Annotated in this window: 21 protein-coding genes; 9 read left to right on the forward strand and 12 right to left on the reverse strand. The window is 68.0% G+C overall.

The window, feature by feature from the left end; genetic code table 11:
• Window positions 1–117: 117 nt before the first annotated feature.
• Window positions 118–1,659, forward strand: coding sequence for a serine hydrolase (locus ACIBO2_RS13400; RefSeq protein WP_397297098.1), 1,542 nt, complete (start codon window positions 118–120; stop codon window positions 1,657–1,659).
• A 136-nt stretch (window positions 1,660–1,795) separates the two neighbouring features.
• Complete coding sequence (locus ACIBO2_RS13405; RefSeq protein WP_358540216.1) at window positions 1,796–2,755, forward strand: pirin family protein; 960 nt, start codon at window positions 1,796–1,798, stop codon at window positions 2,753–2,755.
• A 153-nt stretch (window positions 2,756–2,908) separates the two neighbouring features.
• On the opposite strand, the gene ACIBO2_RS13410 is transcribed toward ACIBO2_RS13405, so the two are convergent.
• A complete protein-coding gene (locus tag ACIBO2_RS13410) occupies window positions 2,909–3,292 on the reverse strand; it encodes a hypothetical protein (RefSeq protein ID WP_358178222.1) in 384 nt (127 codons plus the stop codon).
• A gap of 213 nt (window positions 3,293–3,505) precedes the next feature.
• Between ACIBO2_RS13410 and ACIBO2_RS13415 the strand changes: the two genes are divergently transcribed.
• Entirely contained in the window at window positions 3,506–4,060 is a 555-nt protein-coding gene (locus ACIBO2_RS13415) for a MarR family winged helix-turn-helix transcriptional regulator (protein WP_397297101.1), read from the forward strand.
• Window positions 4,057–4,428 carry a hypothetical protein gene (locus ACIBO2_RS13420; RefSeq protein WP_397297103.1) on the forward strand — a complete coding sequence of 124 codons (372 nt, stop codon included), beginning with the start codon at window positions 4,057–4,059 and terminating at the stop codon, window positions 4,426–4,428. Before ACIBO2_RS13415 ends, ACIBO2_RS13420 begins: the two co-directional genes overlap by 4 nt.
• Before the next feature lie 16 nt (window positions 4,429–4,444).
• Here ACIBO2_RS13420 and ACIBO2_RS13425 read toward each other — a convergent pair whose 3' ends face one another.
• Together ACIBO2_RS13425 and ACIBO2_RS13430 are read right to left on the reverse strand one after the other, a co-directional pair.
• Window positions 4,445–4,774 (reverse strand): nuclear transport factor 2 family protein, encoded by a 330-nt coding sequence (locus ACIBO2_RS13425; protein ID WP_397297105.1) that lies wholly within the window; start codon window positions 4,772–4,774, stop codon window positions 4,445–4,447.
• Window positions 4,771–5,871, reverse strand: coding sequence for a low temperature requirement protein A (locus ACIBO2_RS13430; protein WP_358540207.1), 1,101 nt, complete (start codon window positions 5,869–5,871; stop codon window positions 4,771–4,773). The genes ACIBO2_RS13425 and ACIBO2_RS13430 overlap by 4 nt, the downstream gene beginning before the upstream one ends.
• Window positions 5,872–6,010: 139 nt before the next feature.
• Between ACIBO2_RS13430 and ACIBO2_RS13435 the strand changes: the two genes are divergently transcribed.
• Window positions 6,011–7,408 (forward strand): M6 family metalloprotease domain-containing protein, encoded by a 1,398-nt coding sequence (locus tag ACIBO2_RS13435; protein WP_358540204.1) that lies wholly within the window; start codon window positions 6,011–6,013, stop codon window positions 7,406–7,408.
• A 365-nt stretch (window positions 7,409–7,773) separates the two neighbouring features.
• Here the strand turns inward: ACIBO2_RS13435 and ACIBO2_RS13440 are convergent, their stop codons facing one another.
• From ACIBO2_RS13440 to ACIBO2_RS13470, 7 genes are all read right to left on the reverse strand, one after another.
• A complete protein-coding gene (locus ACIBO2_RS13440; RefSeq protein ID WP_397297108.1) occupies window positions 7,774–8,367 on the reverse strand; it encodes a hypothetical protein in 594 nt (197 codons plus the stop codon).
• 173 nt (window positions 8,368–8,540) lie between these two features.
• Entirely contained in the window at window positions 8,541–8,816 is a 276-nt protein-coding gene (locus ACIBO2_RS13445; RefSeq protein ID WP_358540199.1) for a 4a-hydroxytetrahydrobiopterin dehydratase, read from the reverse strand.
• Between the two features lie 9 nt (window positions 8,817–8,825).
• A complete protein-coding gene (locus tag ACIBO2_RS13450; protein ID WP_397297110.1) occupies window positions 8,826–9,701 on the reverse strand; it encodes a carbohydrate ABC transporter permease in 876 nt (291 codons plus the stop codon).
• 1 nt (window position 9,702) lies between these two features.
• On the reverse strand, window positions 9,703–10,617 hold the full coding sequence (locus tag ACIBO2_RS13455; protein ID WP_397297112.1) for a carbohydrate ABC transporter permease: 915 nt from the start codon (window positions 10,615–10,617) through the stop codon (window positions 9,703–9,705).
• 3 nt (window positions 10,618–10,620) lie between these two features.
• Window positions 10,621–12,066 (reverse strand): N-acetylglucosamine/diacetylchitobiose ABC transporter substrate-binding protein, encoded by a 1,446-nt coding sequence (ngcE, locus tag ACIBO2_RS13460; protein WP_363996425.1) that lies wholly within the window; start codon window positions 12,064–12,066, stop codon window positions 10,621–10,623.
• 206 nt (window positions 12,067–12,272) lie between these two features.
• A complete protein-coding gene (locus tag ACIBO2_RS13465) occupies window positions 12,273–13,487 on the reverse strand; it encodes an aminotransferase class III-fold pyridoxal phosphate-dependent enzyme (protein ID WP_358540188.1) in 1,215 nt (404 codons plus the stop codon).
• A 49-nt stretch (window positions 13,488–13,536) separates the two neighbouring features.
• Entirely contained in the window at window positions 13,537–14,550 is a 1,014-nt protein-coding gene (locus ACIBO2_RS13470) for a carbohydrate kinase family protein (RefSeq protein ID WP_397297115.1), read from the reverse strand.
• 72 nt (window positions 14,551–14,622) lie between these two features.
• Between ACIBO2_RS13470 and ACIBO2_RS13475 the strand changes: the two genes are divergently transcribed.
• On the forward strand, window positions 14,623–15,207 hold the full coding sequence (locus ACIBO2_RS13475; protein WP_358540183.1) for a TetR/AcrR family transcriptional regulator: 585 nt from the start codon (window positions 14,623–14,625) through the stop codon (window positions 15,205–15,207).
• A gap of 210 nt (window positions 15,208–15,417) precedes the next feature.
• Window positions 15,418–16,056: a class II aldolase/adducin family protein gene (locus ACIBO2_RS13480; protein WP_397297117.1), complete on the forward strand. Its 639-nt coding sequence runs from the start codon at window positions 15,418–15,420 to the stop codon at window positions 16,054–16,056.
• A gap of 5 nt (window positions 16,057–16,061) precedes the next feature.
• Here the strand turns inward: ACIBO2_RS13480 and ACIBO2_RS13485 are convergent, their stop codons facing one another.
• Complete coding sequence (locus tag ACIBO2_RS13485; protein ID WP_358540178.1) at window positions 16,062–17,630, reverse strand: DUF885 domain-containing protein; 1,569 nt, start codon at window positions 17,628–17,630, stop codon at window positions 16,062–16,064.
• Between the two features lie 22 nt (window positions 17,631–17,652).
• On the opposite strand from ACIBO2_RS13485, the gene ACIBO2_RS13490 reads away from it, so the two are divergent.
• The gene (locus ACIBO2_RS13490) at window positions 17,653–18,903 is read left to right on the forward strand and encodes a DUF4032 domain-containing protein (protein ID WP_358540175.1); all 1,251 of its coding nucleotides are present in this window, start codon (window positions 17,653–17,655) and stop codon (window positions 18,901–18,903) included.
• Window positions 18,904–18,948: 45 nt separating this feature from the next.
• On the opposite strand, the gene ACIBO2_RS13495 is transcribed toward ACIBO2_RS13490, so the two are convergent.
• A complete protein-coding gene (locus ACIBO2_RS13495) occupies window positions 18,949–19,551 on the reverse strand; it encodes an NAD(P)-dependent oxidoreductase (protein ID WP_358428364.1) in 603 nt (200 codons plus the stop codon).
• 234 nt (window positions 19,552–19,785) lie between these two features.
• Here ACIBO2_RS13495 and ACIBO2_RS13500 point away from each other — a divergent pair, with 234 nt between their 5' ends.
• Window positions 19,786–20,163, forward strand: coding sequence for a roadblock/LC7 domain-containing protein (locus tag ACIBO2_RS13500; RefSeq protein ID WP_357644054.1), 378 nt, complete (start codon window positions 19,786–19,788; stop codon window positions 20,161–20,163).
• The last annotated feature ends 1 nt before the right edge of the window (window position 20,164 follow it).

Raw genomic sequence — 20,164 nt, forward strand, 5'->3', positions numbered from 1 at the left:
GCAGTCTCAAGACGGCGGCTCACCAGGTGGGATATGCAGGACGGGGTCTGTTGGGTGGGAGGCACGTGTTCCACCGGGGTCTGAGTCGAAATCGAACGCGAAGTCGAAGGAGCCACCATGCACTCCCCGTCGAAGCCCGCCCTCGCTGTCGCGGCCGCCGCCGTGACCGTGTCACTGACCGCCTGCGCGACAGGGACCACCACCACCAGCCCGCCCGGGGCGGCCGCGAGCCGGCCTGCGACCCTCACCAGCCTGTCCGGGACCGCCGCGAATCGGCCTGCGGGCGTGACGAGCCTGTCCGGGCGCGTCGCGAACCGGTCTACGGGCGACACGAGCTCGCCCGTGACCGCCGCGAACCCGCTCACGGTCTCCGCCGCCGTCAGGAACGTTCCAAGTACTCCCCCCGCGACGACCGCGCCGCCCGTGGAGATTCCCAGTACGCCTGTCGGCCAGCAGTTGCGCTGGCTGCTCGACGCCCCCGCCAGGGCGCCGATCGGGCAGGCCGAGCTGGCCGAGCACTTCGCCCCGGCGTTCCTGCAGCAGGTCCCCGCGGACAGGATCAACGAGACCCTGGCCGGGCTGCGCGGGATCCAGCCGCAGAAGATCATCGCAGCCGTGCCCACCGTTCTGATCGCGCATGTGGTGGTCGGCACCCAGACGCTCAAGCTGACGCTCTCGGTGGACGCCACGGGCAAGATCAACAGCGCGCAGTTCACCGAACCGGCCACTCCTCAGCCCTCCCCCACGAGCTGGGACGAGCTGGATCAGCGGGCGCGCAAGGCAGCGGCCCGCGTGGGGTTCCTCGCCGCCGAGGTCAAGCGCGATGGCACCTGCCGCCCGGTCCACGCCGTCGCCGGCCGGCAGGCGCGCCCGCTCGGCTCGATGTTCAAGCTGTACGTCCTCGGGGCCGTCGCCAAGAAGATCGAGCAGGGCAGGTTCTCGTGGGACACCGCGATGACGATCAAGCCCGAGCTGAAGAGCCTGCCCAGCGGCCAGCTCCAGGACCGCCCCGACAACAGCCAGGTGCCGGTGCTGGAGGCTGCCAAGATGATGATCTCCATCAGCGACAACACGGGCGCGGACCTGCTGCTCCACCAGGCCGGCCGGACGGCGGTCGAGGAGCGCGTCCGGGCCTGGCGCGGCCAGGTGAAGCGGAACACGCCGTTCCTGACCACCAGGGAGCTGTTCGCGCTCAAGGGCGCCGACTACCCGCGACACTCCAAGGAGTTCCTGTCGCGCGACACGGCCGGGCGGCGGGGCTACCTGTCGGCGGTCGTCGACGAGCTCCCGCTGTCCAGCATCGTCCCGTGGATCGCGCCGCGTGAGCTGGACACCGTGGAGTGGTTCGGCTCCCCGGCCGACATCTGCCGCGCGTACGCGGGACTGGCGAAGAGCCGGGACAAGCGGATCGGCGAGGTGATGTCGCAGAACGACGGCGGGATCAACTTGCCGGCCAAGGAGTGGTCCACCGTCTGGTACAAGGGCGGCTCCGAGCCGGGCGTGCTCGACCTGAGCTACCTGGCCCGCACGCCGTCCGGCCGCACCTTCGTGGTCACGGCCCTGGCCTCCGACCCGTCCGCCGCCCTCAAGGAGGACCAGGTGTACGAGGAGCTCGTCGCGCTCTCGCGGGGCGCCTTCGCCTTGCTCAAGTCGTCCTGACCCTGGGCCCTTCGGCGTCCTGAGGCTGGATTTCCGACGGCCGAGTCCGGGCTCCTGGCGGCGGAGTCCGCTCGCCTGGAATAGTTGAATTCTCAACTTGGTTGAGCACAGCAGATTCCGCCGAAGGGAGCCCGACATGCCCGCCGTCACCGTAGAGAACCCGCTCAGCCTGCCCCGCCTGCCGGAGCCGCTGGCCGAGGCGCAGGACCGCAAGGTGCTCGCCGTCGAGACCGCGCCGAGCGGCTTCGAGGGCGAGGGCTTCCCGGTACGCCGGGCCCTGGCCGCGATCAAGCCTGAATACCTCGACCCGTTCGTGATGATGGACCAGATGGGAGAGGTCGACTACGCCGCCGGCGAGCCCAAGGGCACCCCGTGGCACCCGCATCGCGGCTTCGAGACCGTCACGTACATGATCGACGGTGTGATGGAGCACCTCGACTCCAACGGAGGCGGCGGCACGATCACGAACGGTGACACCCAGTGGATGACCGCCGGCGCCGGCATCTTGCACAAGGAGGCGCCGCCGGAGTGGCTGGTGCAGCAGGGCGGGCTGTTCCACGGCGTCCAGCTGTGGGTGAACCTGCCGGGCGCCAAGAAGATGATCGCCCCGAAATATCAGGACATCGGAAGCTCCAGCGTCGCGCTGCTCAGCAGCCACGACGGCGGCGCCCTGGTCCGCCTGATCGCGGGCGACCTGGCCGGGAACACCGGACCCGGGAGCACCCAGACGCCGATCACCCTGCTGCACGCCACGATCAGCCCGGGTGCGCGGCTGACCATGCCGTGGCGCAAGGACTTCAACGCCCTCGCCTACGTCCTGTCGGGCCGCGGCACGGTCGGGACCGAGCGGCGCCCGCTGGTCAGCGGCCAGCTGGCCGTGTTCGACGGCTTCGGCGACCGTCCGGGGCTGACCACGTCGGGCGAGACGATCACTCTGTCGGCGAAGGACACGATGGAGGTCATCATTCTCGGCGGTCAGCCGATCGGCGAGCCGGTGGCCCATTACGGCCCGTTCGTCATGAACACCCGCGCCGAGCTGGCCCAGGCTTTCGAGGACTATCAGGCGGGACGCCTGGGCTCCATTCCCGCCGCCTGATTACGAGAATCGCATCGAGCGGCCCGCTATTAAGCGGGTCCGCTATCGAGTAGGCCGCTGTTGAACGGGCGCTGTTGAGCGCGCCGCCAAGTCATTGGAACTGGGCCGCCGATATTCACGGCGGCCCATTGTGTTTAAAGGGCGACGCGGCGGTTACGGGCGGACCACCGTCTTCTTCGGCCCGCAGTGGTCGAATTTCACCTTGTACGGCTTGCTCACACAGGCCCAGAGCTCGATCTTGCCGTGCGACATGCGCCTGGTCCGCTGCTCAAGGCAGTCCTGGTTCTTGTAGTAGTTGGCGTACTGATAGGTGTGCCCCTGATACCTGACTTTGGCCATCGCGTAGCGGTGGTCGGCATTCCGGTCGCAGACGATGATTCTCGTGTCGCTCTCCAATTGGGCTTCGGCGAGCACGCCCCCGTGCCCGTCACTCAGGGATGCGCGGGGAATCGCCCGAGCGGTGGCCGAAGCGGCGGTGGTGCCCACGGTGGCGAGCGCCAGTCCGGCGATGGCGGTGACGAGTAGCAGCTTTTTCACAATGCCCCCTGTCGTTTTGCATTTCCGTAGGAAAGACGACGACATCGGCGGCAAAGTTCATAAAAAAGTGCGAGCCGATTTCGGCGCGCTCGTCGAGGGCGGCCCATGGCCGGGCGGACCGGCCGGGCGCGACGAGGCGCCCGGGAAGCCCCCGCGATCCCGGCACCAGCCGATCGACAAGTCGCGAAGTACGTACTAATGTGCTGATTCATCATGAAGGACGTACATAAATCAGATTTCGACACTGACCCCGACGGAAGCCTCTTCGATCCCACGACCAGGACCGCCATGCGGCAGTTCACCGGCGGAGGCGACACCGCCGCGCTGGAGGCCGCGGCCGCCGTTCGCACCGCCTTCCACGCCATCGAGCGGATGCGCGCCCATGGCAGCCAGGGCAGGGGGTTGAGTTCCGGCGCGATGGACCTGCTGATGCGGCTCGGCGCCGCCGAGGGAGACGGAGTGAGCATCGGGGAGCTGGCCCAGTCCGCGGGTGTCAGCTCCCGTAACGTGACCGGGCTGGTCGACACGCTGGAGCGTGAGGGTCTGGTGCGGCGGGTCCCCGACCAGCGGGATCGGCGCTCGGTCCTGGCCCAGATCACGACAGAGGGACGGGATTGGATCAAGGCGTTCAGCGAGCCGTCGCAGCGGGCGATGGCGGCGATGTTCAGGGACTTCACGACCGACGACCTGACCCGGTTCCGGGACCTGTGCCTGCGGGTGGCCGACAATCAGCACCGGCTCGCGCAGTACCTGGAAGGTGCCTCATGAGCGGCGAGAACCGGACGCGTGAGGTCGTACGCGGCTACCACGAGGCACGCTTCCGTGGCGATGTGGCCACGGCCGCCGTGCTCATTGGCGACGGGTTCAGCTTCCGTAGCCCGCTCATGAGCTCCGACGACGCCGCCGGCCACCTGGCCGGGATCACCGGCTTCGTCCAGGTGGTCACCGGCGTCGACCTGATCAGCGAGCTCTACGGCGAGTCGGAGGCCACGCTCGTGTACGACGTGCACACCGCCACGCCGGTGGGCACCCAGCGCACCGCCGAGCACTTCCAGCTCGTCGACGGCCGGATCGTCTCCATCATGCTGATCTTCGACGCCACGCCGTGGCAGCCGATGAGACAGCTGATGGGCTGAGCTCAGCCGTGAGCGGTCAGGGGGACGGCAGGGCGGCGGCGGTCTGGCGCCAGATCCTGCCGTCCTTGATCACTAGCGTGCCGAACGTGGTGACCTTGTTGCCGGCGATGGTCATGAGGGCGTTGTAGAAGATGACGTCGTCCATCGCCTGGACCGACGTGACCTCGACGACCTGCGGCTCGGCGGCCAGATAGGCGCCGAACAGCTCCCGGATCTCCGCCGCACCCCTGGCCACGCGGTCGAAGCGGACGACCATGGCCTCCTCGTGGTACTGCGCCAGCAGGGCCTCCAGGTCCCGGTCCGCGATCGCGGCCAGTTGGCGGTCGAACAGCTCCATCACGGTCATGCCTCTCCTCCGGGCAGGGGACGGCGAAGATCGTAGGCGACCTGCGCTCCGCCGTACAAGAGAATCAAGGGGAGCGCCAGCGCGGCCGGGAGCGCGGAGGTGACGAGCGTGAGCACGGCGGCCGCCACGCGGATGCCGGTCGCGAGCCGGTCGCCGGAGCACAGGTGCTGGAGGCCGAGAGTGACGAACACCACCGCGGCGGGGACTCCGACGGCCCAGCCCGTCCCCGGGTGGGTGATCGCGTGCTCGACACCGATGCCGAACGCGACAAGACCCAGCGACAGCGGCAGATGGGAGTAGACCCAGACCTGTCCGGCCAGCTGAGTACGCAGCACCACGGACTCGTCAATATGCCCGAAATACAGCCACCAGAACGCCATGGCGATCGCGATGCCCGCGAGGGCGATCAGCAGGGTGCCGGGCGTGACCGCGTGGCTCTTCAGCCCGACCACCACCGCGGCGACGACCTCGCCCAGCACGATCACCACGAACAGTCCGAACCGCTCGGGCAGGTGCTCACTCTGCGGCGGCAGCGCGCCCTGGTGCCGCCGCGCCAGGAGCGGCGTGGCCAGGTCGATCACCATGGCGACGGCCCACAGGACATAGCGCAGCGGCGGCTCGACGGCCAGCGACGCCGTCCAGATGACCACCGACACCGTGAACCCGGCCACATAGCTGCTGGTCAGCGGCCGCCCCTCGGGCACATGCCGCCCGGCGCGCAGGTAGGCCACGATGAGCAGGATCCGCACCGCCACATAGGAGAGCGCGAACAACGCGGAACGCTGCCCGATGTCGCCCACGCTCGCGGCCATCGTGCCAATGGCCAGGATTTGGGGTAGTACGAGCAGACGATGGCTCACGTCATCGGTGTCGAACCTGTTCGCGTAGAACACGTACCCCGCCCAGGCCCACCAGATGGGCACGAACAGCCCTATGAACGCCAGAATCCGCCCTGGTTCGGTCCCCTCGGCCAGCACATCGGCCAACTCGGCCACGGCCACCACGAACACCAGGTCATAGAGCAGCTCCAGCCAGGTGGCCCGTCGCTGCACTCCCTCGAACAGCCGTAACCTAGGCGGCTGCCAACTCCTGCTCACCCATACCTCCCACATGTAATCGTGTAATTATGTCGCCCTGGAGGTCTGGTGCGCACGGCATCGGTTGAGTAGGGGGTACTCAGGACGAACCCCATTATCCGGCCTACCTTCACGGAAGGACGGACGATGGGGGGACACCATGCACTTCGTTCCATTAGCGCCGGATGCGCTGGCCAAGCTGGAGACCCGCTTCTACGAGCTGAAGGCGGCCGGGCTCCTGCCCGAGCACCTGACGTTCGAGGACTACTACGCGATGTGGCGTTCCGAGCGGCGTGGGCCGCGCTCGGTGGGCCTGGATGACGGCAACCTCACCCCGCAGGCTCCCGACGTGAGCCTGATCAACCGGCCGCCGAAGAAGCTCAAGGGCGTCATCAAGACGCTGGTGCTGCTGGTCGACTTCGCCGACAAGCCGCACGATCCGGCTCACGACGCGGAGCACTTCAGGCGGCTGCTGTTCGGCACCCAGCCGGGCAGTATGCGCGACTTCTACCGGAAGGTCAGCGGCTTCGGCGACGACCACGGCATCGACGTGCAGGGCGAGGTGTTCGGCTGGTTCCGGCTGCCGGAGACCCTGGCCTTCTACGCCAACAACAAGTCGGGGCTGGACGAGGACCACTTCCCGCGCAACGCCCAAGGTATGGCGCGGGACGCCGTACAGGCCGCCCTGGCGGCGGGTGTCGAGTTCGACCCCTCCTACGACGTACTCGACGAGCACCGGGTCACCGCGCTGTTCGTCGTGCACGCCGGGCCGGGCGCCGAGACCTTCGCCGACGCCGAAGGGCTGCAGTACATCTGGAGCCTGAAGTGGACCGTCGGCGACGAGCCCATCGCGGTCGGGCCCGACCTGGAGGTGAGCACCTTCCTGACCGTGCCCGAGGACTGCAACGTCGGCGTCTGCGCCCACGAGTGGGGGCACCTGGCGGCGCGCTGGGCCGACTACTACGACACCGACCGGGCGCAGACCGGCGCCAAGTCGCACGGGCTGGGCAACTTCTGCCTGATGGCGGCCGGCTCGTGGGGCAACCGCGGCGTCACGCCCGTCTTCCCGACCAGCATGCTGCGGATGTTCCACGACTGGGTCACCCCGCGACTGGTCACCGAGACCACCCACGGCATCACGCTCCGGCCGGTGGCCGAGGGCGGTGACTTCGTCGTCGTCCGTAACGATCGGACGATGAAGGACTCGCAGTACATCGTCGTGGAATACCGCCGCAAGCGGGGCCAGGACGAGTTCCTGCCCGACCAGGGCATCGCGGCCTACGTCGTGGACGAGGCCATTCCCAACGTCGACGACGAGCGGCGGCTGGCGATCGAGCTGATGCAGGCCGACGGCCTGCGCCAACTCGCCCAGATCGGCAGCCTGGGAAACAGGGGCGACGCCAACGATCTGTATCCCTCACTGGGCAACACGAGCATCGGCCGGGACACCAGGCCCCCGCTCGATCTGCCCGGGGGCGGATGGACCGGCGTGACCATCGAAGTCTCCGGCACACCGGGCGACGATGAGATGACGATCGACGTCGTGGTCAGCTCATAAGGGCAGTCCATGACGGGGACTACGGCAGATGCTGGGCGAGTGCCGCGACCGCCCAGCATCTGCCGTAACTGGCTCTATCTCGTCGCACACGCCGACCGCGGTCCGCCATTCTCTCGTCGTACGGGCTGACCGCGGTCGACGAAACTCCCGTCGCACGCGCTGACAGCGATCCACGAACCTCTCGTCATACGTGCTGCCACCGGTCTACGAATGGGCCCTGCGGGCGGCCAAGAGTGCGCGCGTCACAGCGCCCAGCCACGTAAACCGCAGGAGCGTGCCCCTGGACGGAGCCCAGGTGGGACGATGGGTGGGGTGGGTGTGGCCGGCCGTAAAAAATCGCCCGTAAAAATCGCCCGTAAAGACGCTCAGTTCAGTGTGAGGCAGGCGATGCGCGGGGCGGGCTGCTCGGAGGGGGTGGTCGGCCTGGCGTGGAGGACCAGGGAGTGGGGCACTTCGCCACCCGTCAGCGGCCAGTCGTGGCGGGCGGTGGCGCGCCCGGCGCCGGAGCCGTCCGTCTTCAGGTCCAGCCACACCTCGCTGGTGGCGTCGGCTCGGCCGGCTATGTGCTGGAAGTGCGCCCCCGCGTCGGCGGGGCCCTTTCCGCAGGGCGCGACATGGAGGTGGGCGCCGTATCGATGGTTCGGCACCAGGCCCTCCACCACCAACGAGGTCACCGTCTTACCGCCCGTGGACTCGGCGGTCACGCTCGCCTGAGCCCCCTTGGGCACCAGCTTGCGGTTGTAGACGATGGCCATCGTGGTGCGCGGCTTGAACACCCCGGCGCCCGTGAGCGTGGTGGGCGCCGCGGCGGCGTCGGAGCTGTGGACGGCGTTTCCCACGGGCGCTTCGGCCTCGGGATCGGCCGGGCTCTGCGCACAGCCCGCGACCGCCAGAGCGAGCAGCAACGCGGCCGAACGCACCCTCAGCGGGCGAACGCGCGGGGCGGTGGACTGCTCCACGATGACGAAGTCGGGGTATCCAGGACTCAGTTGGGCACGCGCCCTCTGTGACCGGACGGACGCGGGCATCCGTTGTGCGATGGCGGGCGTGGGCAGGCGCATGGGAACCCCCAAAGCGATGACGAGCCCTGGCCAGGCTCACGGGGCCACCACTCTAACCAGTAACCGACCCACTACGCACCGTGTTTGGCGGCGATCCCGTCGATGAGTCCGGCCAGGGTGAAGTCGTTCTCCGTGAGCCGCCCCTTGTCGTGGGTGGTCAGCGAGAGGTGCAGTTTGCGCCACCGGATGTCGATGTCGGGATGGTGGTTCATCTCTTCGGCCTGGACCGCGATCTCGTCGACGATCCGGATGGCCGTGGGGAAGTCGGGCGCGGTGATCGTGCGCCGGATCTCCTCGCCCTCCCTACGCCATTTGGGCAGGTCGTTGAGCTTGCTGTCGACGTCCATAAGCTCACGTTACTTCAGCGCCCCCGCGCCGAGGCCGGACTGGATCTGGCGCTGGAAGATGATGTAGACGATCATCACCGGAATGATCGCCATGCTGAGGGCGGCGAACAGGCTCGGCCAGTCCGCCTCGTACCCGGCGATGGTGGAGATGTCGGCGATGCCCTGGGTGATGACCCACTTGTCCTTGTCGTCCGTGAGCAGGACCAGAGGCAGCAGGTACTGGTTCCATTGGCCGAGCACGTTGAAGATGGTGATGCTGATCAGGCCGGGCTTGGCCATGGGGAGCATGATCTGGAAGAACGTGCGGGTGTGGGAGGCGCCGTCGATCGCCGCCGCTTCGGCCACGGTGTCCGGCAATGTACGGAAAAATGCGGCCAAGAAGAAGACCGTGAACGGCAGCGAGTACGCGATGTAGACCAGGATGAGCCCGATGTGGGAGTTCAGCAGCCCGAGCTGGAGGACGACGAAGAACAGCGGCCCCAGCGCCAGGAAGATCGGGAACGCCATCCCCGCCACGAAGAAGTAGTAAATCACCCTGTTGCCGAAAAACTGGTAGCGCGCCAGCACATACGCCGCCATAGAGCCGAACAGCATCGTCCCCAAAGTGCTGAAAAATACGACGACAACGGTGTTGAGCATGTACTGCCCCACATGGGCCTTGTCCCAGGCCCTCCCCCAGGCGTCGAGCCGCAACTGACCGGGCAGCTGAAGCGCGTCCCCGAAGATCTCCGTGTTGTTCTTGAACGACGCGAGGAACGTCCAGAGCAGCGGCAGGATGATCAGCAGCGCCCAGATGAAGAGCGCCAGATGAGAAAGGCCGCCAAGGACCCCGAGCCGGTGTCTGGCCGGACGAGGCGTGGCCATGCGAGAGGAGGTCGATGTCATGTCAGAGCTCGATCCTCTCGCGCCGCGTGGTGCGCAAGGTCAGCACCGCGAACGTCACGGTGAGAAAGAACAGCACGACCCCCATCGCCGAGGCGTAACCGACCTTGGAATAGGTGAACGCGGTCTTCCATATCTCCACGGGCAGCACGGTCGTGGCCCCGTCGGGCTCTCCTTTGTCCCCGGCGAGTACGAGGATCAGCGCGAACCCGTCGAACGCCGCGATCCCCAAATACACCCAGCCCACCTGGATGGTGTCGCGCAGCAGCGGCAGCGTTATCGAGAAGAACAGCCGCGCCCGCCCGGCCCCGTCGAGCGCCGCCGCCTCGAAATAGTCCTTCGGAATGGCGGCCATTCCCGCCGAGAAGAGCACCACGTAGAATCCGACGGCCTGCCAGATCATCACCGCCAGGATCGCCCAGAGGGCCAGGTTCGGCTCGACGAGCCAGCCGACGGGGTCGAGGCCCAGCTTGACCAGGACCCCGTTGATCACGCCGCTCTCGTCGGGCCGGTAGACCGCCTTGAACAGCACCCCGACCACGGCCACGGCGAGCACCTGGGGGAAGAAGAACACCACCCGATAGAACCTCGACCCCCAGATCCCCTTCATTCCCGCGCCGCGCGTTCCCCCGCCCAGGTTCAGCAGGAACGCGAAGAACAACGCGATGGCGACCGTCACGAGCGGCAGCACGAGCAGCAGGATTCCGTGATTGCGCAGGGCTCGCCAGAAGACCTCGTCCCCGAATAACCGGGCGAAGTTGTCCAGCCCGATGTAGTGCAGCCTCGACTTGTAGCCGTTCCAGTCCGTCAGGGAGATCTGGAACGCCTGGATGTAGGGGCTGATCACGAACACCGAGTAGAGAGCGACAGGAACGGCGAGAAACGCGGCGACGAACCCGTACTTGCGCAACCGCTCCATGGGCTAGTTGCTCCGCGTCTGCTTGACGACGGACGAGTCCTTCTTGATGGCGTCCGCCTTCTTCTGCATGTTCTGGCAGAACTTCTCGGGCGTGATGCGCCCGGCCATGACCACGTTTATCTGCTGGGTGCCGTAGTCGAACAACTCCTTGTACCAGCCCTCGAAACGGGCGTCGGTGATGATGTTCTGGCCGGCGGCGTCCTGTGCCTTGGCCGCGCTCTTGAGGCCCGGGGTGAGATCCAGTCCCTCGGCCGCGCCGTTGACCACGGTGAGGTTCAGCGTCTTCTCGGTGAAGCCCTTGGCCCCTTCCTTCGACAGCATGATGCGGAGATACTCCAGGCCGCCCTGCGGGTTCTTGCCTTTGGCGGAGACGAAGAAGTTCTCGCCGACCCCCACCTGGATGGCCCCGTACGGCATCTTGTCGGCGGCGGTGACGTCGGGGATCGGGGCGATGGCGTACTCGAAGTCCTTGGGCTTGTCCTTGGCCATCTCGTTCTCGATCCACGAGCCGACCGGGTAGAAGAGCAGCTTGTTCTGGAGCTGCTTGACCTGGGTCTGGGTGTGGTCGAGGCCGAAGTACGCCTTGTCGCCATAAAGCGTCTGGATCTCCACCCAGGCGGTCACCGACTGCTTCACCGGTTCGGCGTTCCAGGCGTTGTCGACCAGGTTGTCGATGTCGATGAGGACCTGGTTGCCGCCGATCTTGGCGGCCGTGTAGAGGGCGTTCCAGAGCTGGTAGTACGGGCCCTTCTGCCCGGGATAGGCGAACAGCAGGATGCCCTCCTTCTTCGCCGTGTCGCCGAGCGCCTTGAACTCCGCCCACGTCTTCGGAAGCGCCCACCCCTTGTCCGCGAAGAGCTTGGCGTTGTACCAGAGCGCGCGGTGGGAGACGGTGTAGTTGAGGACCAGGTCCTTGTCGTCGATCTTCGCGTTGTCCAGTACGGCCGGCGTCACGGTGTCGCGGACCTTCTTGGACGGGTCGTCCAAGGACGGCGCGTCGAACAGCGCGGTCAGGTCGGCCAACTGGCCCTCGCCGGCCATGGCGGCCAGGTCGAGTGCCTCGGGGCCCGAGTTGTTGACCACGTCGGGCACGTCGCCGCTGACGAAGCGCGGGCGCAGCTGGGTGCCGATCTGCTGGGTCGCGTTGTGCTTGACCGTCGCGCCGGGGAACCTCTTCTCGTACATCTTCTCGTGCAGGTCCTTGGCGTACGCGTCGCCGTAGCCGCCGCTGAAGATCGTGACCTCCAGCGGCTTCTTGGCGTCGACGCCGAAGGGGTTCTTCGGGTCGGCGGAGACGGCGATCGAGCCGGTCGGCGTCGCGGTGGGCTCGTCGCCGGCGCCACTGGTGGCGCAGGCGCTCAGCAGGCCCGCGCCGGGGCCGGCGACGAACGCGGTCATGCCGATTCGGCGCAGCAGCTGACGCCGAGTGATCTCTCCCGGGTGGGTCATGGGGGGCTCCTGAAGAGGACGAATTAGGAAAGTTTCCTAACCGTTTGCCCGAAGGTACGAACGGCCGGGCGCACCCGTCAAGGGGCGCAATCGAGCCGTAACACCTTTGCCGCGATCCTTTGCCGTGAACCTTCCGCAGAAAGGACACTAGATGCCTGCCGCCCAAACGGCCACCCACCGTCAACCCGAAGCGCTCTCGGGTCCCGTCAGCCGAAGTGCGCCCTGGTCTCGGCGAAGGCCAGGTCGGTGCCCTCCAGGGCTCGGGCCACGTCCTCCTCTGTGTGCGCGGCCGACATGAACCAGTTGTGCCACGGGTGGATGTACACACCGTGCCGCAGGCAGGCGTCGCTCCAGTACATGGCGGTCGACAGGTCGGCGTCGCCGTCGAAGCTCAGCCACGGGATCGTCACAGGTCCGGTCTGGTTCACCACGAACCCGTGCGCCTTGGCCTGCCCATACAGCCCGTCACGCAGCCGCGTCCCGGCCCGCTCCATGGCCGCGATGCCGTCGGTGTCGCGCAGCGTCTCGATCGTCGCCTTCGCCGCCGCCATCGCCACGGCCGAGAACCAGAACGAACCCGTCGAATACAGCGTCTGAGCCGGTCCGCGCAGCGCGTCCGTGCCGGTCACGGCGGCTATGGCGTAGCCGTTCGCCATGGCCTTGGACCACGCCGTCAGGTCCGGCCGTACGCCATAGGGCTCCCACGACCCCCGCAGGTCGATCCTGAACCCCGCCCGGACGTCGTCGATCACCAGCGCGGCCCCGATCCGGTCGGCCAGCGCCCGCGCGGCCCGCGCGAAAGCGGGCTCCACCAGCTCCTGGTCCTCGAAGGAGTCGTGCTTGAACGGCGTCACGATGATCGCCGCGACCTCCCCCTCGACTGTGGCGGCCGCGGCCTCCAGCGACTCGATCGAGTTGTAGTCGAACTCCACCAGGTCGGCCCGCTCGTTCGGCGTCGTCCCGGCCAGCGACGGCGTGCACCAGGGGTCGGCCCCGTGGTAGGCGCCGTGGGCCATCAGCACCTTCGTCCGGCCGGTGGCCGCTCTGGCGACCATGAGGGCCTGGGTGGTGGCGTCGGTGCCGTTCTTGGAGAACATCGCCCAGTCGGCGCTGGGCACGGTGTCGACCAGCAGCTCGGCCAGCTCGACCATGATCGGCCCCGGCCCGTTGAGGCAGTCGCCGAGAGCCAGTTGCTTGGCGGCCGCCTCCTCCACGCGCGGGTGCCGGTGCCCGAGCACCACCGGGCCCCAGCTGCACATGAAGTCGATGTACTCGCGGCCGTCCACGTCCCACTGGCGGCACCCTTCGCCCCGCTCGAAGAACTGCGGGTATCCGGGGGCAAAGATCGCGGCGTTGAGGTGCCCGTACATGCCGCCGGGCACGACCTTCAACGCCCGCTGACGAAGCTCAGCGTCTGTCATCTGAAATCCCTCTCCAAGTTCCACGGGTCGAACACAGCAGCCGGCGTTGTCATGTCAGGAGGGCGAGGGTGGATTCGAGGTCGGTGAGGCCCGCGTCCGAGCCGAGTCCGGTGGCGACCTGGGCGGCGGCGGCCGTGCCCCAGCGGGCGGCGCCCACCACGTCCTGTCCGTGCAGCAGCCCGGTGATGAACCCGGCGCAGTACGCGTCCCCGCAGCCGGTCGTGTCGCTGACCTCGACCTTCAGCGCGGGCACCTGCTCGATCCCCGCCTCGGTCACCACCAGGCTTCCCTCGGCTCCCATCGTGACGAGCACCCCGCGCGGCCCCTCCCCCAGCAACGCCAGGGCCGCCGCCGACACCTCCGCCACGGAAGGCGACGAAGCCGACGGAGGCGAATCGCCCTCGGCGGCGGAGGTGTCTCCCGCCGACGAGCCCGAGCCCGTGTCGGAGCCGGCGGTGAGGCCGGCTGCCATGAGGAGCGCCTGGGAGTCGTTCGGGAGGACATAGTCCACGTGCGGGAGGAATGCCCGCGCCATCCCCAGCAAGTCCGGCATTTCCGACAACAGGTCCATCGTCACGATCACCCCGGCCGCCCGGAGTGAGTCCAGCAGCGCGAAGAACGCCGGATCCCCCAGCCCGAACGTCACATCCATCCCGCCCAGATGGACGGCCCGCACACCACGCAGCCGCGCCTCGTCCAGGTCCGCCGTCGTGACCCCGAGGTTCGCCCCGGGGACGTGGAAGCTGGGGCGCCCGCCGTCGGGCCTGATCGGCAGGATCGAGGCCGCCGTCTGCTCGCCGGACTTGCGGGTGAGCAGGGAGACGTCCACGCCACGCTTGGCCATCACCGCCACCAGGAAGTCCCCGAGCTCGTCGTCCCCGATCGCGCCCATGGAGACGACCTCGTTGCCCAGTTTGACTAGGTCGACCGCCGTCCCGGCCGCGGATCCGGCGGCGGTCAGCCGGATCTGGTCCACCAGGGCGGTGTCCTGCCCTTCCGGGATGTACGAGACGGGCCTGGCGAGGATGTCGACGATGTGCACGCCGATCGTGGCGACGGTCATGGGTCTAAATAGACAGACGTCCGAATAAAAAGTCAATATGCTCAGGACAGCACCGAAGAAGGGGGCCACCGGATGCCGAAGATCGTTGACCATGACGAGCGCAGGCGCGAGGTGCTCTCAGCCGCCCGCCGGGTGATCGTCAGGGACGGCATCGACGCCGCCACGACCCGGGCCATCGCCAAGGAGGCGGGCTACTCCAACGGCGTGCTGGCGCACTACTTCGCCGACAAGGACGAGATCCTGCTGTCGGCGCTGCGGCAGTCCCACCAGCGCATCCGCGAGCGCCTGACGCGCAAGATCGAGGGCGCCACCGGCCTGGCCGCCCTGCGCGAGCTGCTGCTGGACAACCTGCCCCTCGACGCGGAGCGTACCCAGGAGACGCGTCTGGAGGTCAGTTTCTGGAGCCGCAGTCTGGCCTCGGAGCGGCTCGCCGAGGTCCAGCGCGCCGAGGCCGCCGAGCTCCGCGGCGCCGTACGGACAGTGCTCGGCGAGGCTCGGGCGGCGGGCGAACTCACCAGCGACGAGAACCTCGACGACATCACGGAGCGCCTGCTGGCGCTGGTCGACGGGCTCAGCCTGCACCTGCTGCTCTATCCCGGCCGCCTTGCCCGCGTGGACCTGGAGCGCCTGATGCTCGCCACTCTCGACCATCTGTGATGGTCTTTTAAGACCTTCCATCCTGTACGGCAAGCCGCCCCACCCGCCAACCGCCGCACGTGGCGGGCGTCTGTCCAGGGAGACGCCCGCTGACCGGGCGCAACGTCCCGCCGCAACGGCGCTTCGTCGGCCGATTCAGCCCTCATCCTCGGCCGGTGCCGAACACCCTGGTATTGCCGCATTTCGGACGACCGACTACATTGCTCCGCCATGAGCCTCCGCGAGCAGCTGTGCGAGTACGGGCAGAGAGCCGTCGAGCAGGGCCTGGTCATCGGCACGTCGGGCAACCTGAGCGTCCGTCAGGGCGAACTGGTCGCGGTCACCCCGTCCGGAGTCGCGCTCGACCGGCTGACGCCGGAGATGTGCCCGATCGTGGACATCGAGGGGTACCTGGTCGAGGGCGACCTGCAGCCGTCCTCGGAGACCCCGATGCACCTGGCCGTCTACGAGACCACCGGCGCGCAGGCCATCGTCCACACGCACTCGGTGTTCGGGACCGTCGTGGCCACCACGATGACCGAGCTGCCACCGGTCCACTACAACGCGCTGCTGCTGGGCGGGGTGGTGCGGGTGGCCGAGTACGCGACGTACGGGACGCCGGAGCTGGCGGCCAACGTCCGGGCGGCGCTGGACGGCAAGCAGGCGGCGCTCATGGCCAACCACGGCGGCGTCACCATCGGCGCCACGCTTGAGCAGGCCTTAGAGGCCACCCGGTTACTCGAATGGCTGTGTGAGGTGTACGTGCGGGGGTTGAGCGTCGGCAAGCCCACGATCCTGACCGACGAGCAGCTCGCGGCCGTGATAGACCGCTCGCTCAACCCACCGGCCTTCCCCCGCAGCACCACCTGAGGGGGCTACAGGTGGGCCGCCTGTTCCGCCAAGCCCAGCGGCAGGCCGCCCGAGCCCGCGATCTTGTCGTGGAACGACTTCAGCGGCCCGTCGTACGACTCCCTGATCCGGTCGATCTCGATCGCGCCCGTCAGGTAGGACGGCGCCTGCGTGGGCCAGGCGCAGTAGCGGTTGACCTCTCCCTGCGCCGTTCCGGGCGACAGTGACGCCTTCGTCGCCATGAACGTCTCCGCCTCCTCGATCGACATGTCCGCGCAGTGCAGCGCCGTGTCCACCACGATGCGGGCCGCGCGGAAGATGCGGCAGTCCAGGTGCGCCAGTTCGGTGGCGAGCGTGTCGAAGTAGCCCTGCTCGTGCAGCACCTTCTCGACGTAGAGGGCCCAGCCCTCGGTGAAGTACGGGGTGCGGAACACGTTGCGCACGGTCCGGGTGTTGCTCGCCATGTGCGACAGGTGCCAGTGGTGGCCGGGATAGGCCTCGTGGACGGCGATCGACGGCATCTGGGCCCGCGAGTTCGTCCGCAGGCGCTGCCGTACCTGCTCTTCGGTGAAGCCGTCAGGCGTGTACGGCACGAAGAACACGCCGGTACGCGAGCTGCTCAGCGGCGGCGGCGCCAGGTAGTGGGCCACGGCCAGGATCGGCCTGGTGTATTCGGCCGAGGGCAGCACCAGGCACTCCTCCCCCTCGGGGAAGGTCACCAGGTCGCGTTCCCTGACGAACTCGCGGGCCCGGTGGGTCTCGGCCTCGTACTCGGCCCGCATGTCGGCCAGCGTGGCGGGATGGTCGTCCATCAGGGACTCCATCGCGGCGCGCCAGTCCTCGGTGCCGTTGAGCCGCTTGGTGACCTCGCGCATCCGCGCGTCCAGCGACGCCCAGGCCGCCTCGCCCTTTTCGTGCAGTTCGGCGGCGCCGTACCCGAGCAGTTCGCGCTCGCGCAGCAGCGTCGAGTAGAGCCGCTCGCCCATCCGCCAGGTGCCGCCGCACTTGAACTCTTCGAGGAAGATGACGAAGGCATCGAAAGCCGCGGCGGCCGGCTCGGCGGCGGACGCGAGCCGCGCGCGCAGCTCCGGGTCTGTCACCATCGACGGAATGGTCTTGGTGAGGAAGTTGCGCCCGGTGCGCGCCTGCCCGAGGCCGCGCTGGACGAGCAGCGGCGCCGCGAGCTCGGCGTCGAGGTTGGCCCGGCAGGCGGCCAGCACGTCCGGCACCTCGGCCAGCCGGGAGAGGGCGGCGGCCACCAGCTCGGGCTCGGGCTTGAGCCGCCGCTGGAACGGCGTGAACATGGAGGTGAAGATCGCCGACAGGTAGACGGCCGGGTCGCGCCGCCACTCCGGCCAGGAGGCGAGGGCGATGGAACCCCTCAGCTGAGACAGGACGAGATCCCTGTCGATCGCGTCGTCCGGTGTCGGCGTCTCCAGTCTGGAGAGCCGGTCCAGCCAGACGATCTCTTCCCGTTCACGGGCGGCGAAGGCGGCGGCGGTGAAGTCACCGAGCGTGTGATCGTAGCCGTCGGCTCCCAGGGTGCTGGCGACGACGGGACGACCGGAAAAGTACCACTTGAGAAACTCGTCCACGTCCGCACAATATCCTGGGCATATGCCCCTACAGATCACCGGCGCGCTCGGCAACCCCGACCTGATCCGCCTGCCCTGGGAGGTCCCTCTCGCCGACTGGCCGACGCACCACATGGTCGACCTGCCTCGCGGTATCTCGCGGCACGTGGTGCGGTTCGTGCGGCTGTCCGGCAACGTGTACGCGATCAAGGAGATCAGCGAGCGGTACGCCCGGCGGGAGTACCAGCTGCTGTGGGACCTGGCCAGGCTCGACGCGCCGTCGGTCGAGCCGATCGCCTACGTCACCGGCCGGGATGAGGGGCTCGACGCGGCGTTGATCACCCGGCACCTGCAGTTCTCGCTCCCGTACCGCGCGGTCATGTCAGGCACGCTGCGCCCAGACACGCTCACCCGGCTGCTGGACGCGCTGGCCGTGCTGCTGGTGCGGCTGCACCTGATCGGCTTCTACTGGGGCGACTGCTCGCTGTCGAACACGCTGTTCCGCAGGGACGCGGGCGCCTTCGCCGCCTACCTCGTGGACGCGGAGACCGGCGAGATGCACCCGATGATCAGCGAGGGCCAGCGGCTCGGCGACATCGAGACCGCGCACATGAACATCTTCGGCGAGATGCTCGACCTGGAGGCGGGCGGGCTGCTGCACCCGTCGATCGACCCCATGGACACCGCCGAGGACATCGTGACCCGCTACCACCGGCTGTGGAACGAGATCACCCAGGACGAGATCATCGAGGAGGTCGACTGGCACCGGGTGGAGCAGCGGATCAGGCGGCTCAACCTGCTGGGCTTCGACGTCGCCGAGATGATGGTGCGGCGCAAGGTCGGCACCGGGCGGCTCATCGTCCGGCCCAAGGTGGTCGACTCGGGGCACCACCAGCGGCGGCTGCTCCGGCTCACCGGGCTCGACGTCGAGGAGAACCAGGCCAGGCGGCTGCTGAACGACCTCGACGGGTTCCGGGTCGCCAAGGGCCTGCGGCACGAGGACGAGGCGATCGTGGCGCACCGGTGGCTGGCCGAGGTGTTCCAGCCGACGGTCGAGGGCATTCCGGCCCGGCTGCGCGGGAAGCTGGAGCCCGCGCAGCTGTTCCACGAGGTGCTGGACCACCGGTGGTACCTGTCGGAGGCGGCCGGGGCCGACGTGGGCATCGCGGCCGCCGTGAAGTCGTACGTGGACAAGGTGCTCGTCCACAAGCCCGACGAGAAGGCCCTCCTGCCCGAGGAGCCGGGCGGCCTCCTGGAGGAGGCGGACGACCTGCTTGAGGAGCCGACTCCTTGAGGAATCGGACCTTAAGGGATCGGACCTTAAGGAGTCGGACGGAGTTCAGTAGGCGACCGTGATGCGCCGGCGCGGGTGCTCGCCCTTCTCCACCTCGTCGGCGATCGCGATCGCGTAGTCCTCGGCGGAGATGCGGCTGTTGCCCTCGGCGTCCGCGAGAAGCTGGTCGCCGCCGACACGGAAGTGTCCGGTGCGCTCTCCGGGCGCGATCTCCGCGGCCGGGGAGACGTAGGTCCAGTCGAGGTCGTCGACCTCGCGATAGAGGCCGAGAGCGCTCCGCTGGGCCAGCGCTTCCTTCTTGTACATCTCCGGGAAGCCGGGCGTGTCGACCAGGTCGACACCGGGCGCCACCTCCAGGCCGCCGGCGCCGCCGACGACGACGAGCCGCCTGACCCCGGCGGCGCGGACGCCGTCGATGAGGGCGCGATGGGCGTCGAGGAACGGCCCCTCGGGCTCGCTCCCGTCGCGGGGCGGAGCGATCGCGCAGATCACGGCGTCGTGGCCGCGGCCCAGCGTGGCGGCGTCACGCACATCTCCCTTGACCGGCCCCGACCTGCTGACACCGGTCACCTCGTGGCCGCGGGCCGCCAGTTCGGCGGCGATGCGCTGACCGACCATGCCGGTCGCGCCAAAGAGAAGAATCTTCATATTCTCCAGAGTATCCATTGGATACTGGCAAGCTGGGCCGAGAATAATGTGAGCGATACTCTTAAATGTCGCAAGCAATACCCCTAATCAGGAAATCTCCGTCGCGGTTAGGTTTTTCTCCACCTTGGCCGTAGACATCTTCAACCTCATACATATCTCGCTTTATCCGATCACCCGGCCGCCATCCGCCGCTCCTACGCTGTCCCAGTCCTCATGACGGCGTGGGAGGGTCACGTGCTGGGACTGGATGACTGCCTGACCGAGGTCATGGCGATACCAGGGGCGCTGGACGCGATGCTGGTGGACCAGACGAGCGGCATGGCCGTGGCCATCAGCGGACCGCCGCAAGGCGTGGACGCCGAGAGCTCCGCCGCCGCCCTGACGGAGACACTGCGCGCGACCATGGACGGTCTGGCCCGCTCCTGCCCGGGTGAAACCATCCGTATCGACGACATGCTGGTCACTACCGACAAAGGCCATCATTTACTGAGATTCCTTGAAACGGTATTCGAGGGGCCGCTCGTCATTTACCTGCGCCTCGACCTGGAACGGTCGAATCTCGCCCTGGCGCGATACCGCCTGCTGAACATCTCCCGCCAATTGCTCACCTGAG

It is taken from the genome of Nonomuraea sp. NPDC050022, assembly GCF_044460705.1.
Taxonomy (GTDB): domain Bacteria; phylum Actinomycetota; class Actinomycetes; order Streptosporangiales; family Streptosporangiaceae; genus Nonomuraea.

Excerpts from the sequence above, each read along its gene's own strand:
- ACIBO2_RS13400 (WP_397297098.1), top strand. The coding sequence starts at position 118 with ATGCACTCCCCGTCGAAGCCCGCCCTCGCTGTCGCGGCCGCCGCCGTG.
- ACIBO2_RS13405 (WP_358540216.1), top strand. The coding sequence starts at position 1,796 with ATGCCCGCCGTCACCGTAGAGAACCCGCTCAGCCTGCCCCGCCTGCCG.
- ACIBO2_RS13415 (WP_397297101.1), top strand. The coding sequence starts at position 3,506 with ATGAAGGACGTACATAAATCAGATTTCGACACTGACCCCGACGGAAGC.
- ACIBO2_RS13420 (WP_397297103.1), top strand. The coding sequence starts at position 4,057 with ATGAGCGGCGAGAACCGGACGCGTGAGGTCGTACGCGGCTACCACGAG.
- ACIBO2_RS13425 (WP_397297105.1), bottom strand. The coding sequence starts at position 4,774 with ATGACCGTGATGGAGCTGTTCGACCGCCAACTGGCCGCGATCGCGGAC.
- ACIBO2_RS13435 (WP_358540204.1), top strand. The coding sequence starts at position 6,011 with ATGCACTTCGTTCCATTAGCGCCGGATGCGCTGGCCAAGCTGGAGACC.
- ACIBO2_RS13445 (WP_358540199.1), bottom strand. The coding sequence starts at position 8,816 with ATGGACGTCGACAGCAAGCTCAACGACCTGCCCAAATGGCGTAGGGAG.
- ACIBO2_RS13450 (WP_397297110.1), bottom strand. The coding sequence starts at position 9,701 with ATGACATCGACCTCCTCTCGCATGGCCACGCCTCGTCCGGCCAGACAC.
- ACIBO2_RS13455 (WP_397297112.1), bottom strand. The coding sequence starts at position 10,617 with ATGGAGCGGTTGCGCAAGTACGGGTTCGTCGCCGCGTTTCTCGCCGTT.
- ngcE (WP_363996425.1), bottom strand. The coding sequence starts at position 12,066 with ATGACCCACCCGGGAGAGATCACTCGGCGTCAGCTGCTGCGCCGAATC.
- ACIBO2_RS13465 (WP_358540188.1), bottom strand. The coding sequence starts at position 13,487 with ATGACAGACGCTGAGCTTCGTCAGCGGGCGTTGAAGGTCGTGCCCGGC.
- ACIBO2_RS13470 (WP_397297115.1), bottom strand. The coding sequence starts at position 14,550 with ATGACCGTCGCCACGATCGGCGTGCACATCGTCGACATCCTCGCCAGG.
- ACIBO2_RS13475 (WP_358540183.1), top strand. The coding sequence starts at position 14,623 with ATGCCGAAGATCGTTGACCATGACGAGCGCAGGCGCGAGGTGCTCTCA.
- ACIBO2_RS13480 (WP_397297117.1), top strand. The coding sequence starts at position 15,418 with ATGAGCCTCCGCGAGCAGCTGTGCGAGTACGGGCAGAGAGCCGTCGAG.
- ACIBO2_RS13490 (WP_358540175.1), top strand. The coding sequence starts at position 17,653 with ATGCCCCTACAGATCACCGGCGCGCTCGGCAACCCCGACCTGATCCGC.
- ACIBO2_RS13495 (WP_358428364.1), bottom strand. The coding sequence starts at position 19,551 with ATGAAGATTCTTCTCTTTGGCGCGACCGGCATGGTCGGTCAGCGCATC.